At 71.0% G+C, this 13,976-nt stretch carries 9 protein-coding genes and 2 pseudogenes; 9 read left to right on the forward strand and 2 right to left on the reverse strand.

Going from position 1 to position 13,976, the window contains the following annotated elements; all coding sequences use genetic code 11:
• Positions 1-42: 42 nt before the first annotated feature.
• The 4 genes and pseudogenes from mrdA to AMK16_RS19880 all read left to right on the forward strand — a co-directional run.
• A pseudogene (gene mrdA, locus AMK16_RS19865) lies at positions 43-2,118 on the forward strand (penicillin-binding protein 2); the annotation flags it as partial.
• Positions 2,119-2,227: 109 nt separating this feature from the next.
• Positions 2,228-2,824, forward strand: a complete 597-nt coding sequence (locus AMK16_RS19870; protein WP_073917528.1) for a DinB family protein — start codon at positions 2,228-2,230, stop codon at positions 2,822-2,824.
• A 95-nt stretch (positions 2,825-2,919) separates the two neighbouring features.
• Positions 2,920-3,678: a MerR family transcriptional regulator gene (locus AMK16_RS19875; protein WP_073917530.1), complete on the forward strand. Its 759-nt coding sequence runs from the start codon at positions 2,920-2,922 to the stop codon at positions 3,676-3,678.
• 141 nt (positions 3,679-3,819) lie between these two features.
• Positions 3,820-4,458 (forward strand): annotated as a pseudogene (locus tag AMK16_RS19880) (DedA family protein); the annotation flags it as partial.
• Between the two features lie 129 nt (positions 4,459-4,587).
• Here AMK16_RS19880 and AMK16_RS19885 read toward each other — a convergent pair.
• Entirely contained in the window at positions 4,588-6,228 is a 1,641-nt protein-coding gene (locus AMK16_RS19885) for a threonine/serine ThrE exporter family protein (RefSeq protein ID WP_073917534.1), read from the reverse strand.
• A gap of 189 nt (positions 6,229-6,417) precedes the next feature.
• Positions 6,418-6,912 carry an inorganic diphosphatase gene (locus AMK16_RS19890; protein ID WP_008742522.1) on the reverse strand — a complete coding sequence of 165 codons (495 nt, stop codon included), beginning with the start codon at positions 6,910-6,912 and terminating at the stop codon, positions 6,418-6,420.
• Positions 6,913-7,046: 134 nt separating this feature from the next.
• Here AMK16_RS19890 and dacB point away from each other — a divergent pair, with 134 nt between their 5' ends.
• From dacB to ftsH, 5 genes are all read left to right on the forward strand, one after another.
• The gene (gene dacB, locus AMK16_RS19895; protein WP_073917537.1) at positions 7,047-8,501 is read left to right on the forward strand and encodes a D-alanyl-D-alanine carboxypeptidase/D-alanyl-D-alanine endopeptidase; all 1,455 of its coding nucleotides are present in this window, start codon (positions 7,047-7,049) and stop codon (positions 8,499-8,501) included.
• A gap of 123 nt (positions 8,502-8,624) precedes the next feature.
• On the forward strand, positions 8,625-9,761 hold the full coding sequence (locus AMK16_RS19900) for a zinc-dependent metalloprotease (protein WP_073917540.1): 1,137 nt from the start codon (positions 8,625-8,627) through the stop codon (positions 9,759-9,761).
• 219 nt (positions 9,762-9,980) lie between these two features.
• Positions 9,981-11,042, forward strand: a complete 1,062-nt coding sequence (gene tilS, locus AMK16_RS19905; RefSeq protein ID WP_073917543.1) for a tRNA lysidine(34) synthetase TilS — start codon at positions 9,981-9,983, stop codon at positions 11,040-11,042.
• Between the two features lie 67 nt (positions 11,043-11,109).
• Complete coding sequence (hpt, locus tag AMK16_RS19910; protein WP_073917546.1) at positions 11,110-11,670, forward strand: hypoxanthine phosphoribosyltransferase; 561 nt, start codon at positions 11,110-11,112, stop codon at positions 11,668-11,670.
• A gap of 200 nt (positions 11,671-11,870) precedes the next feature.
• A complete protein-coding gene (ftsH, locus tag AMK16_RS19915) occupies positions 11,871-13,901 on the forward strand; it encodes an ATP-dependent zinc metalloprotease FtsH (protein WP_073917548.1) in 2,031 nt (676 codons plus the stop codon).
• Positions 13,902-13,976 lie beyond the last annotated feature (75 nt).

Genomic DNA, 13,976 nt, shown 5'->3' on the forward strand with positions numbered 1-13,976 from the left:
ACTCGGGCGGGCGTACGCGGCGCCGCCCGGGGGAGATCAGAGTTGAGCAACATACCGCAGACCGGCCGGACCCCTCGGGTCCAGAACCGGCTCGTCGTCATACAGATCGTGGTCTTCTCGCTCCTGCTCACCCTCGGCGGACGGCTCTGGTACCTCCAGATACGCAACGGCCAGGAGTACACGGACAAGGCCAAGAACAACCACGTCCAGCGGGTGGTCCAGCCCGCCGTCCGGGGCTCGATCCTGGACTCGCGCGGCGTTCCGCTCGCCGACAACGAGACCCACCTCGTGGTCTCCGCCAGCCGCACCGAGCTGCTCGCGATGAAGGACCGCGGCAAGGCCGTGCTGACCCGCCTCGCGGGGGTCCTGGGCATGAACCCCCAGGAGGTCGTCGACAAGGTCCGGCTCTGCGACGCCAAGACCCCGCAGCCCTGCTGGAACGGCTCCCCCTACCAGCCGATCCCGGTCAGCGACGAGGCCACCACCGAGCAGGCCCTGCAGATCCACGAGCACGCCGAGGACTTCCCCGGCATCACCGCCGAGCCCACCGCGATGCGCCGCTACGCCGGGCCGGACGGGGCGAACACCTCACAGGTGCTCGGCTACCTCTCGCCGGTCACCGACGAGGAGATCACCAAGGCGAAGAACGGTGACTCGCCCTACCTGCGCTCCGACCAGGTCGGCCGCTCCGGCCTGGAGCGCACCTACGACAAGGAACTGCGCGGCAAGGCCGGCGTCACCCGCTACGAGGTGGACAACCTCGGGCGGGTCACGGGCCAGGGCCAGACCGACAAGGCGCTGCCCGGCTCGAACATCGTGACCTCCATCGACTCGCGGGTGCAGGCGGTCGCGGAGCGCGAGCTGAACAACGCGATGGTCGAGGCCCGCAAGACGTACGACAAGAACACCCACCGCACCTACGAGGCCGACGCGGGGGCCGTCGTGGTCATGGAGGCCAAGACCGGCCGCGTCGTGGCCATGGCCTCGAACCCGACCTACGACCCGAACGCCTGGGTGGGCGGCATCTCCGGCAAGGACTACGCGAAGCTCACCGACAAGGACTCGAACTACCCGCTGCTGAACCGGGCGATACAGGCCCAGGCGGCGCCCGGCTCGATCTTCAAGGTGGTCTCCTCGACCGCCGCGGTGAACGCCGGGTACCCCTTCAACGGGCGCTACGGCTGCCCCAGCTCCTACTCGGTGGGCAACCAGACCTTCACCAACTTCGAGTCGCAGGGCTACGGGGACATCACCATCGGGCGCGCCCTGGAGGTCTCCTGCGACACGGTCTACTACGCCATCGCGGACCAGGAGTGGAAGAAGGACGGCGGCATCAGCCCCAAGAAGAACCCCAACGACTGGTTCTTCAAGACCGCCCACGACTTCGGGCTGGGCAAGCCCACCGGCATCGACCTGCCGAACGAGGTCGCCGGCCGGGTCCCCGACCGCAAGTGGAAGCAGGACTTCTTCGAGGCGAACAAGGCCGCCTGGTGCCGGGACGGCAAGAAGAACGGCAGTTTCGCCGAGAAGATCGCCTACGAGAACTGCCGCCAGGGCAACCAGCTGCGCGAGGGCGACGCGATCAACTACTCGATCGGCCAGGGCGACACCCTGGTGACGCCCGTCCAGATGGCCTCCGTCTACGCGGCCATCGCCAACGGCGGCACGCTGCACCAGCCCAGCGTCGGCAAGGCCGTCGTCAGCGCGGACGGCAGCTCGGTCCGGGAGATCGAGCCGAAGGTCCAGGGCAAGCTGCCGATGGACGCCAAGACCCGCGACGACATCGACGGGGCGCTCGCCTCGGTCGCCACCACCGGCAGCGCGGCCTGGCGCTTCGGCGGCTGGCCGCAGAAGCAGATCCCGATGCACGCCAAGACCGGTACCGCCGAGGTGCAGGGCAAGCAGACCACTTCGTGGTTCGCCTCGTACACCGAGGACTACGCGATCGTGATGACGATCTCGCAGGGCGGCACCGGCTCGGGCGCGTCGGGACCGGCGGTCCGCAAGATCTACGAGGCGATGTACGGGCTCGACCCGACGGGCAGGCAGGACCTGTCCAAGGCGCTGCTGCCGCAGCCGGCCACCGCCCTCCCGGCGATACGCCCGGACGGGGAGATCGCGCCCAACTGAACCGGTCGGCGTTCGATCGCGGACAGAAGTCGTCCGCAAGGCTCCGTAGCGTGACGGGTGTCAGCAGGAGAGGCACCGACACCCGAGGCGGTAGGTCATGGCACGGCTTTCCACGGAGATCCCAGGCGACGAGCGGGGCACGCTGCTCGCCTTCGTAGAGGCGCAGCGCGCGGCGCTGCGGGAAGCGGCCCTGGGGCTGAGCGAGGAGCAGGCGGCGAGCCGCCCCTGCGTCAGCGAGCTGTCACTGTCGGGGCTGCTCAAGCACGCGGCCGAGGTAGAGCTCAACTGGCTGCGGATGGCCCGGCGCCGGCCGCAGGACGCCTCCCCGGCGCCCGGCGCGGGAGACGGCGTGGCCGGCGCCGACGCGGGCGGCCAGGGGGCCGGCGCCGACGCGGGTGGCCAGGGGGCCGCCCCGGACGCCTGGAAGGACGCCTTCCGCCTCGTCGACGGGGAGAGCATGCCCTCGGTGCTGGCCCACTGGGACGGGGTCGCGCGGGAGACGGAGGCCTTCGTGGCGGCCGTCCCCAGCCTCGACGACACCTTCCCGCTCCCGCCGGCGCCCTGGTTCCCGAAGGACGCGGAGGTCTCGGTGCGCTGGATGCTCCTGCACCTGGTGGAGGAGTTCGCCCGGCACGCGGGCCACGCGGACATCATCCGCGAATCCGTCGACGGGACCCGCGCCATGAGCGGGTAGCGCGGGCTCCGTGACGGGCGGGCTTGCACCTCACGCGGCGTGAGGGACCACAGTGAGGGGCGTACCCACAGGGAAAGAGAGGGGGAGCGGAGTCGATGGGCTACTCCGTGGGCAAGGTCGCCGGACTCGCCGGAGTGACGGTGCGCACCCTGCACCACTACGACGAGATCGGGCTGCTGTCGCCGAGCGGCCGCAGCCACGCGGGCCACCGGCGCTACGACGACGCCGACCTCGACCGTCTGCAGCGGATCCTGTTCTACCGGGAGCTCGGCTTCCCCCTCGAAGAGGTCGCGGTCCTGCTGGACGACCCGCGGTCGGATCCGCAACAGCACCTGCGCCGGCAGCACGCCCTGCTGTCCGAGCGGATCACCCGGCTCCAGCAGATGGCCGAGGCCGTCGAGCACGCCATGGAGGCGAAGAAGATGGGCATCAACCTCACGCCCGAGGAGAGGTTCGAGGTCTTCGGGGACCACGATCCGGGGCAGTACGCGAAGGAGGCCGAGCAGCGCTGGGGCGCCACCGATGCGTACGCGCAGTCGCGTGCCCGGGCCGCCGCCCACACCAAGGACGACTGGAAGCGGATCCTCGCCGAGGCCGAGGACATCAACCGGCGGCTGGCCGCGCTGATGGACTGCGGCGCGTCCGCCGGATCGGCCGCGGCCATGGACCTGGCGGAGGAGCACCGCGGCTGGATCAGCCAGAACCACTACGACTGCTCCCACGCGATGCACACCTGCCTCGGCGAGATGTACATCGCGGACGAGCGGTTCGCCGCCCACTACGACGCCGTCAGGCCGGGTCTGGCGGTGTTCCTGCGGGACGCGATCACGGCCAACGCGGTGCGCGGGGCGTAGACGGGACCACGCGCGCGCGGCCCCCGCCGGTCCCTGGAACCGGGCGGGGGTCGCGTGCGTTGATAATTGAAACCGCCCGCTCCGCCCGCACCCCGCCTGCAGCCGCCGGCACGCCCCCCGATCCAGGAGAGTCCGGAACCCGTGTACACGCTTGCGCTCGGCCCTCAGTGGCTGTCCCCGGACTATCTGATCTCGCACTTCGGACTGATCGGCATCCTGGTCGTCGTCTTCGCGGAGTCGGGACTGTTCGCGTTCCTGCCCGGTGACTCCCTGCTGTTCACGGCGGGGCTGCTGGTCGCCAACGGCGAGTACATCAAGCAGCCGCTGTGGCTGGTCTGCACGCTGATCGTGGTCGCCGCCGTCGTCGGCGACCAGGTCGGCTACCTGATCGGCAAGTTCTTCGGCCCGAAGATCTTCAACCGGCCGAAGTCCAAGGTCTTCAAGCGGGAGAACCTCGACAAGGCGCACGAGTTCATGGAGAAGCACGGGCCCAAGGCCATCGTGCTCGCCCGCTTCGTGCCGATCATCCGCACCTTCGCGCCGATGGTCGCGGGAGCCGGCTCGATGAAGTACCGCACCTTCCTGACGTACAACGTCATCGGCGGCATCGGCTGGGGTGCGGGCATCACGGTCGCGGGCTACTGGCTCGGACAGATCGAGTTCATCAAGACCAATGTCGAGGCGATCCTGGTCCTGATCGTCCTCATCTCCCTGATCCCGGTGATCTTCGAAGTCCTCAAGGCGCGCAAGGAGAACAAGGCGAAGGCCGGCGCGGCCCCGCTCGACGGCGAGGGTGCCCAGGCCCCGGGTCAGCGCGGCCGCCACGCCAAGCGCTAGGCCCAGGCGGCCGGCAGGCCCCGCGTACGCCCCGGAAGACCCCTTGGGGGTCCCGGGGCGTACGCGTGCCCGTCAGAAGCCGCGGGTGCGCTTGGCGGCGCGGCGCTTGGCGGCGCTCGCCGCGCCCGGGATGCGCATGAACAGCCGTGAGGTCTCCGAGCCCAGGTTGACCCCGATCGCGATGGCCAGCGCGATGGCCGCGGCGTTGGTGAGGGAGCCCAGTCCCTCGTTGAGCCGGTTCTCGGCGATCAGCAGCAGCCCGTAGTACGTCGCCGAGCCGGGCAGCAGGGGGCCGATCGCGGCCGTGGTGAAGGGCAGGGCGGAGGCGAAGCGGTAGCGGGAGAAGAGCTGCCCGAACAGGCCCACCAGCCCGGCGGCGATGGCCGTGGACGGCACGGGCGGGATCTCGCCGGCGTAGTGCAGGGCTCCGAAGGTCACCCAGGCGACGCCGCCGTTCAGGGTCACGATCCACACCGTGGAGCGTTCCTGCTGGAGCAGGATCGCGAAGGTGAAGACCAGCACCATCGAGGCCGCGATCTGGATCAGCGGCCGCTGGGTGATCTGGAGCACCTCCTCCGGCCTGGGCGAGGAGTCGAACTGGAGGCCGAGGTAGAGCACCACCAGCACGCCCATGATGATCCCGATGAAGAGGTACATGACCTCCAGGAGCCGGGCGGAGGCGGTGATGTAGTAGCCGGTCAGGCCGTCCTGCACCGCCGCGACCAGGGCCCGCCCCGGCAGCAGCGCGAACAGCCCGCCGGTGATCACGGCGGAGGCCTTGACGTCGATCCCCGTCATGTTCAGCGCCACCCCGATGGCGGCGGGCGGCATCGCGGCGACCACGAACTGGTAGAACTCCGGCAGCCCGCGCCCGGCGCACAGCCAGGCCAGCCGGTCGCCCAGGACCGCCCCGAGCGCCGCCGCGATGAACACCAGCGTCCCGCCGCCGACCAGCGTGGAGGCCGCGCCGGCGAGAAGCCCGGCGCAGGCCGTGAGCATCCAGCCGGGGTACGGGTGGCGGTTGCGGCGGATCTCGGCGAGGCGCCGGTAGGCCTCCTCCAGCGAGACGTCGATCTCGGCGTTGCTGATGTCGTCCACGAGCCGGAAGACGGCGGCGAGCCGGTTGTAGTCGGTGCCGCGGCGCCGTACGGTCCGGCTCGCCGAGACCGGGTCGCCCACCAGGGTGGGCTGGTGGGTGATCGACAGCATGGTGAAGGTGACCGTCGGCTCGCAGCGGTCCAGGCCGTAGGAGCGGGCCACCGCGAACATGGCGGCCTCCACGTCCTCGGCGCCCTCGCCGCCCGCGAGCAGGAGCTCCCCGATGCGCAGGGTCAGGTCGAGCACGCGGCCCACGGGCGGCCCGGCCTCGGTCGGCCGCTGCACCAGGTCCGGCACCGGCCGCACGTCGACCGGCATGCGCAGCATCGTGCGCATCCGGTCCTGCCAGGGGGATTCCTTCAGCAGGGCGACGGGGAACCCCTGACCGGGGGTGTAGGCGGGCGGGGAGTGCTGGGCGCTGTAGGTGGCCGGGGTGGCGAAGGCGGAGCCCTCCGGTTCGGCGGACACCGGTTCGGCGCCCGCCGGCCGGGCGAATTCCGAGGTGGGCTGGTCCTCCTCCAGTGCCTCCGGCTCCATTCCGGGGGGAGGCGTGAAGGCGCTGTGCGCCTCGTCTGACTGGGGCTTCTTGTCCTGTGCCCCGTCGGCCTCCGCCACGCGTCCTCCAGTCAGTGATCACCTGCGCTATCAGTATGCGGAACTGAATCATCCGCGGCGAAGGGGGACCGCCTCCGGGAGCACGGCCCCCGGGACACGACGGCGGGCGGCACCCCTCCAGGGGGTACCGCCCGCCATGTCACACCGGGCGCGGGGCAGCCCCCCGGCCCGTCACCGCCGACCGCGAGGTCAGTGGTGGCCGCCCTGCGCCTCCAGGCGCTTGTACGAGGCCTCGATCTCGGCCTCGGCCTCGGTGCGGCCGACCCAGTTCGCGCCCTCGACGGACTTGCCCGGCTCCAGGTCCTTGTAGACCTCGAAGAAGTGCTGGATCTCCAGGCGGTCGAACTCGGACACGTGGTGGATGTCGCGCAGGTGCTCGACACGCGGGTCGGAGGCCGGCACGCACAGCAGCTTGTCGTCGCCGCCCGCCTCGTCCGTCATGCGGAACATGCCGATCGCGCGGCACTTGATCAGGCAGCCGGGGAACGTCGGCTCGTCCAGGATGACCAGCGCGTCCAGCGGGTCGCCGTCCTCGCCGAGGGTGTTCTCGACGAAGCCGTAGTCGGCCGGGTAGCTGGTCGAGGTGAAGAGGCGACGGTCCAGACGGATCCGGCCGGTCTCGTGGTCCACCTCGTACTTGTTCCGCGAACCCTTGGGGATCTCGATGGTGACGTCGAACTCCACGTCCTGCTCCTCCATGATCAGCTTCATTGCTTCGAGACTGCATTGATCCACTTGCGTGCGCCGTCCGGCCCAGCCCTGCCGGGTGGGGTGCCATGCTCGCGGCAAGACGCAGTGGTTAAGTGTCCCTCACGCATATGTGTGATCGCGAAAGGGGCTGGTCCGAGGTGCCATTGGACAAGACGTGGCAGCTCATCGCGGGCTCGGCCGTCGCCGGCCTCGCCCTGTCGGTGGCCGTGGTGAGCGCCGCCGGTCCCTGGGACTCCGGCCAGCGTAAGGCCGAGCGGGACAGGGTCGCCTCCTGGGGCCCCACGGGTGGCGCAGATCACGGTCCCGGCGGCCTTCCGGTGCCCGCTCCGAGCGCGCCCGGCGTCCTCGGAGCCATCGGCCCCGCCGTCCCGCGCACGGAGGCGGCGACCGCCTCCGAGGGCCTCGCCGCCGCGCTGCGGCCGCTGCTCGCGGACCCCGCGCTCGGCACGGTGCGCACCGCCTCCGTCGTCGACACCGCCACCGGGGAGGTTTTGTTCGAGTCCGGAGCACGGGACGCGATGACCCCCGCCTCCACGATCAAGATCGCCACCGCGGCGGCCGCGCTGGCCGCCCTCGGGCCCGAGCACCGGATCAGGACCACCGTCGTCCCCGGCGCCGGACCCGGACAGATCGTCCTCGTCGGCGGCGGCGACCCCTCCCTGACCGCCAGGAAGAAGAAGCCCGCCGGATCCGGCGGCAGCCTCGTCGCCCTCGCCGCCGACACCGCCCGGGCCCTGAAGGCCGCCGGCACCGACAGCGTGTCCGTGGGCTACGACGACGGCCTCTACACCGGCCCCGCCCGCCACCCGATCGGCGAGAACCCCAACATCGCGCCCGTCACCGCCCTGACCGCCGACGAGGGCCGCCCCGACGAATCCGCCTCCGGCCCCGCGGACCGCACCGACGACCCTTCCGGGGACGCGGCCCGGGCCTTCGCCGCCCTGCTGGCCGAGCGCGGGGTCAAGGTCACCGGCGCACCCGTCCGTGCCGGGGCCGCCCAGGGAGCCCAGCCGCTGGCCGCCACCTTCTCCACACCGCTGGCCGGCCTTGTCGAGCGGATGCTGACCAACAGCGACAACGACATCGCCGAGGCCCTCGCCCGGCAGACCGCCCTCGCCTCCGGGCAGCCCGCCAGCTTCGAGGGAGGGGAGAAGGCCGTCGCCTCCCGCCTCGACTCCCTCGGCCTGGACACCTCCGGCTGCCGCTTCTCCGACGGCAGCGGCCTGGGCCGCACCGACAAGGTCAGCGCCGGCCTCCTGACCGGACTGCTCGCCAAGGCCACCGACCCCGCGCACCCGCAGCTGCGGCCCGTCCTGACCGGACTGCCCGTCGCCGGCTTCACCGGCACCCTGCGCTCCCGCAACGCCGGCACCTCGCCGGCGGCCGGCCTGCTCCGTGCCAAGACGGGCACGCTGACCGGCGTGAACTCCCTCGCGGGCACCGTCGTCGACCCGTCCGGGCGACTCGTCGCCTTCGCCTTCCTGACGGCCAACAGCCCCGACGGCCCGGCCGCCGAGAAGGGCCTCGACAAGCTGGCCGCCGCGGTGGCGGCCACCAGCTAGCCTCCGCAGTGCCGCGCCGCTCATGCCGGGCCCCGGGCGCCCGGGGCCGCCCGCGCCGCAGCCGGCCGCGGCGGCGGGCTCCAAGGGGGTCCGCCCGGAGGCCGGTCCACGTACGGTTGACGCATGACGAGCATCAGTGGTGCGGAGATGGTCGACTGGAACCTCGCGGTGGCGACCGCGACCCGGCTGGTGCGGCCCGGCCCGGAGGTCAGCCGGGACGAGGCCCGGGCCGTCGTCGCGGAGCTGCGCGAGCACGCCAGGACCTCGGAACGGCACGTGCGCGCGTTCACCGGGATGATCCCCGAGGGGACCGCCGTGAACGACACCCCCGTCCTGGTGGTGGACCGGGCCGGCTGGGTCAGGGCGAATGTGGCGGGCTTCCGCGAACTGCTCCAGCCCCTCCTGGGCAAGATGCAGGACCGCCGCGCCGGCACCCCCGGCGGAGCCGTGCTCGGGGCGGTCGGCGGCAAGGTCACCGGCGTCGAGCTGGGCATGCTGCTCAGCTTCCTCGCCTCGCGGGTCCTGGGCCAGTACGAGACCTTCGCGCCGGTCTCCCGCGACCTGCCCGGCTCCGCCGGCGGCGGCCGGCTGCTGCTCGTCGCCCCCAACATCGTGCACGTCGAGCGGGAACTGGAGGTGGACCCGCACGACTTCCGGCTGTGGGTGTGCCTGCACGAGGAGACGCACCGTACCCAGTTCACGGCCGTCCCGTGGCTGCGCGCCCACCTCGAAGGCGAAATCCAGACGTTCCTCGGCGCCACCGAAATGGACCCGATGACCATCCTGGAGCGCATCCGGGAAGCCGCCCAGTCCTTCGCCGGCGCCGGCCCCGACGCCGAGCGGGGCGACGAGGGCCGCTCCTTCGTCGAACTCGTGCAGACCCCCGAGCAGCGGGAGGTCCTGGCCCGGCTCACCGCCGTCATGTCCCTCCTGGAGGGCCACGCGGACTTCGTCATGGACGGGGTCGGACCGCAGGTCGTGCCCTCCGTCGCCGAGATCCGCGAGAAGTTCCAGCAGCGCCGGGCCAGCGGGGCGGGCCGGCTCGACACCGCCCTGCGCAAGCTGCTCGGACTCGACGCCAAGATGCGCCAGTACCGCGACGGCGAGCGTTTCGTGCGCGCCGTCGTCGGCCAGGTCGGCATGGACGGCTTCAACCGCGTGTGGACCTCTCCGAACACACTGCCGACCAAGGCGGAGATCGCCCGGCCCGCGGACTGGGTGGCGCGCGTCCACCGCAAGGGGAGCGAAGAGAGCGAATAGGTGTGACTCGGGGGGTGTAAACATGTCTCACTGGGGGAAGCAGCGTCACCCGTCCGAGGGACCGTGGGCCGCGGAAGGGCGTGCGATGCTCAGGGAACGGCTCGGTTCTGTCACCATCGACGCACTCTGAGTGACAACCCCCGTCCTGCGGGGGCGCCGGGCAGCACCACCTTCCCCAACGCCTCCGAGGCATCCGAACACCATCGAAGGGCACCGGACATGGGTCCCCATCCTGCGGTCGCGGCGATACGCCTGGCGGTCCGCCGCGTACTCCACGACGTCCTCACCGATCTCACCGACCTCACCAGGACTCCGGCCGGGGGGATCCTCCGCGCCGACCCTCGCACGGCCGGCAGCACCCCGCCACTCGTCCTCGTCGCCTGCTCCGGCGGGGCCGACTCCATGGCGCTCGCCTCCGCCCTCGCCTTCGAGGCCCCCAAACTCGGCATCCGCGCGGGCGGCATCACCGTCGACCACGGACTCCAGCCCGGCTCCGACCTGCGCGCCGCCGAGGTCGTCTCCCGCATGACCGCCCTCGGCCTGGACCCGGTGGAATCCGCCGCCGTGCGCGTCGGCCGTGACGGCGGGCCCGAAGCCGCCGCCCGCGATGCCCGCTACGGCGCCCTGGACGAGGCCGCCGACCGCCTCGGGGCCGCCGCCGTGCTGCTCGGCCACACCCGGGACGATCAAGCCGAAACCGTCCTGCTGGGACTCGCCCGCGGATCCGGCATCCGCTCGCTGTCCGGCATGGCCGAAGTGTCCGGCGCCACCGGCCGCAGCCACCGCTACCGCCGGCCCTTCCTCCAGGTCGACCGGCAGACCGCCCGCAAGGCCTGCATGGCCCAGTCCCTCCCCGTCTGGGACGACCCGCACAACATCGACCCCGCCTACACCCGCTCCCGCCTGCGCCACGAGGGACTGCCCGCCCTGGAGAAGGCGCTGGGCAAGGGGGTCGTCGAGGCGCTCGCCCGCACCGCCCAGCTCTCGCGCGACGACGCCGACGCCCTGGACGCCTGGGCAGCCGAGGCGGAGAGCGGCGTACGGGACGAGGACGGCCGCCTGGAGTGCGCGAAGCTGTACGCCCTGCCCCCGGCCGTCCGCCGCCGGGTGCTGCGCAGGGCCGTGGTCGCCGCGGGCTCCCCCGCCGGCTCCCTCTTCGCCCGCCACATCGAGGAAGTCGACCGTCTCATCACCGGATGGCGCGGTCAGGGCGCCATCAACCTGCCCGGACGGGTCGAGGCCCAGCGGCAGGGTGGCAGACTTGTCATCCGGCAGGGCTGATTGGTGCTGAAACACGGCTGAGTCCTCCGGGGGGCACCCCCCGGAGCCCCGGCCGACAACGAAAGTGATGCGGGTGGACGAGAAGGACATGGGCGACGACCTCCAGTCGGTGCTCATCACCAAGGAAGAGATCGACGCGAAGCTGGCCGAGCTGGCCGCGAAGATCGACGCGGAGTACGCGGGCAAGGACCTGCTCATCGTCGGCGTCCTCAAGGGCGCGGTGATGGTGATGGCGGACCTGGCGCGCGCCTTGTCCACCCCGCTCACCATGGACTGGATGGCGGTGTCCTCCTACGGCGCCGGGACCCAGTCCTCCGGCGTGGTGCGGATCCTCAAGGACCTGGACACCGACATCAAGGGCAAGCACGTCCTGATCGTCGAGGACATCATCGACTCCGGCCTGACGCTGTCCTGGCTGCTGTCGAACCTGGGCTCGCGCGAGCCGTCCTCCCTGGAGGTCGTGACGCTGCTGCGCAAGCCCGACGCGGCCAAGGTCGCGATCGACGTGAAGTGGGTCGGCTTCGACATCCCCAACGAGTTCGTCGTGGGCTACGGCCTGGACTACGCGGAGAAGTACCGCAACCTGCCCTTCGTGGGCACGCTCGCCCCGCACGTCTACGGCGGCTGATCCGCCCCCGCCCCAGGGGCGCCCCGGCGAGCCGGGGAACCTGTGGACGATCCCCGCCGTTGGAGCAGGGGAAGCGGGTCTGTCAGCCGTCCCACGAGGCCGCGGGTGACAATACAGGGGTACATTCCGAAGAACAGTCTTTACTCACAGCAGCATTTACCTACGGGCAGGAGGGACGGGGTGCCTGGCGCCCCGTATGGATGGACGTGAAGCGATACTTCCGTGGGCCGGTCATGTGGATCGTGCTGGCCGTCCTCGCCGTGGTCGTGTTGATGAATGTCGTCGGCTCCGGCGGCGGCTACAAGTCGGTGGACACCAGCGAGGTCATCAAGGCGATCAACAGTGGCCAGGTGGAGACAGCCAAGCTGACCACCGGCGACAGCCAGATGATCAAGATCGAGCTCAAGAAGGACCAGAAGCTCGGCAAGCATGACGGCACCAAGTTCCAGGCCAACTACATCGGGGATCAGGGCGTCCAGCTCGCCCAGAACCTCCAGACCAAGTACGAAGCCGGTCAGATCCCGGACGGATACTCCGTCACGCCGGACAAGACCAGCCCGTTCCTGAGCGTGCTGCTCTCGCTCCTGCCCTTCGTCCTCATCGTCGTTGTCTTCCTGTTCCTGATGAACCAGATGCAGGGCGGCGGCTCCCGGGTCATGAACTTCGGGAAGTCCAAGGCCAAGCTCATCACCAAGGACACCCCGAAGACCACGTTCGCCGATGTCGCGGGTGCGGACGAGGCCGTCGAGGAACTCCACGAGATCAAGGAGTTCCTCCAGGAGCCGGCGAAGTTCCAGGCCGTCGGCGCCAAGATCCCCAAGGGCGTGCTGCTGTACGGCCCGCCCGGCACCGGCAAGACCCTGCTGGCGCGCGCCGTCGCGGGCGAAGCCGGTGTGCCCTTCTACTCGATCTCCGGATCCGACTTCGTCGAGATGTTCGTCGGTGTCGGTGCCTCGCGTGTCCGTGACCTGTTCGAGCAGGCCAAGGCCAACGCCCCGGCGATCGTCTTCGTCGACGAGATCGACGCCGTCGGCCGGCACCGCGGTGCGGGTCTCGGCGGCGGTCACGACGAGCGCGAGCAGACCCTGAACCAGCTGCTCGTCGAGATGGACGGCTTCGACGTGAAGGGCGGGGTCATCCTGATCGCCGCCACGAACCGTCCCGACATCCTCGACCCGGCGCTCCTGCGCCCCGGCCGCTTCGACCGGCAGATCGCGGTCGACCGTCCGGACATGCAGGGCCGTCTGGAGATCCTCAAGGTCCACCAGAAGGGCAAGCCGGTCGCTCCGGACGTCGACCTCTCGGCCGTCGCCCGCCGCACCCCCGGCTTCACCGGTGCCGATCTCTCCAACGTCCTGAACGAGGCGGCCCTGCTGACCGCCCGCTCGGACATGAAGCTGATCGACAACCACATGCTGGACGAGGCGATCGACCGCGTCGTGGCGGGCCCGCAGAAGCGGACCCGGATCATGTCGGACCGGGAAAAGAAGATCACCGCGTACCACGAGGGCGGTCACGCCCTGGTCGCGGCGGCCTCCCCGAACTCCGACCCGGTCCACAAGATCACGATCTTGTCCCGCGGCCGGGCACTGGGCTACACCATGGTCCTGCCCGACGAGGACAAGTACTCGACCACGCGCAACGAGATGCTCGACCAGCTGGCCTACATGCTGGGCGGGCGCGCGGCCGAGGAGCTGGTCTTCCACGACCCGACGACGGGCGCGGCGAACGACATCGAGAAGGCCACCGCCACGGCGCGGGCCATGGTCACGCAGTACGGCATGACCGAGCGTCTCGGTGCGATCAAGTTCGGCGGCGACAACACCGAGCCGTTCCTGGGGCGTGAGATGGCGCACCCGAGGGACTACTCGGAAGAGGTCGCGGCGCTGGTCGACGAAGAGGTCAAGAAGCTCATCGAGACCGCGCACAACGAGGCGTGGGAGATCCTCGTCGAGAACCGGGACGTCCTCGACAACCTGGTCCTCGCGCTGCTGGAGAAGGAAACGCTGAACAAGGAGCAGATCGCCGAGATCTTCTCCACGATCGTGAAGCGTCCGGCCCGCCCCGCGTGGACCGGCTCCTCCCGCCGCACCCCCTCCACCCGTCCGCCGGTGCTCTCTCCCAAGGAGCTCCAGCTGACGAATTCGGCGAACGGCACATCGGCCGCCGCCGCGCCGGTCTCCACGGAGAAGGGCGCCGAGGTGGCCCCTGAGGACCGCCCCGAGGCCTGATCCGTCCGGAATGGAAGCCGCGCCCCCCAGGTTCTAGCCTGGGGGGCGCGGCGTTTTCACAGGTCCGCGAGTGTG

This window comes from Streptomyces sp. CB00455 (assembly GCF_001905445.1).
Lineage (GTDB): Bacteria > Actinomycetota > Actinomycetes > Streptomycetales > Streptomycetaceae > Streptomyces.

Excerpts from the sequence above, each read along its gene's own strand:
- hpt (WP_073917546.1), top strand. The coding sequence starts at position 11,110 with ATGCGGGTGGACGAGAAGGACATGGGCGACGACCTCCAGTCGGTGCTC.
- AMK16_RS19875 (WP_073917530.1), top strand. The coding sequence starts at position 2,920 with ATGGGCTACTCCGTGGGCAAGGTCGCCGGACTCGCCGGAGTGACGGTG.
- AMK16_RS19870 (WP_073917528.1), top strand. The coding sequence starts at position 2,228 with ATGGCACGGCTTTCCACGGAGATCCCAGGCGACGAGCGGGGCACGCTG.
- tilS (WP_073917543.1), top strand. The coding sequence starts at position 9,981 with ATGGGTCCCCATCCTGCGGTCGCGGCGATACGCCTGGCGGTCCGCCGC.
- ftsH (WP_073917548.1), top strand. The coding sequence starts at position 11,871 with ATGGACGTGAAGCGATACTTCCGTGGGCCGGTCATGTGGATCGTGCTG.
- dacB (WP_073917537.1), top strand. The coding sequence starts at position 7,047 with ATGTGTGATCGCGAAAGGGGCTGGTCCGAGGTGCCATTGGACAAGACG.
- AMK16_RS19900 (WP_073917540.1), top strand. The coding sequence starts at position 8,625 with ATGACGAGCATCAGTGGTGCGGAGATGGTCGACTGGAACCTCGCGGTG.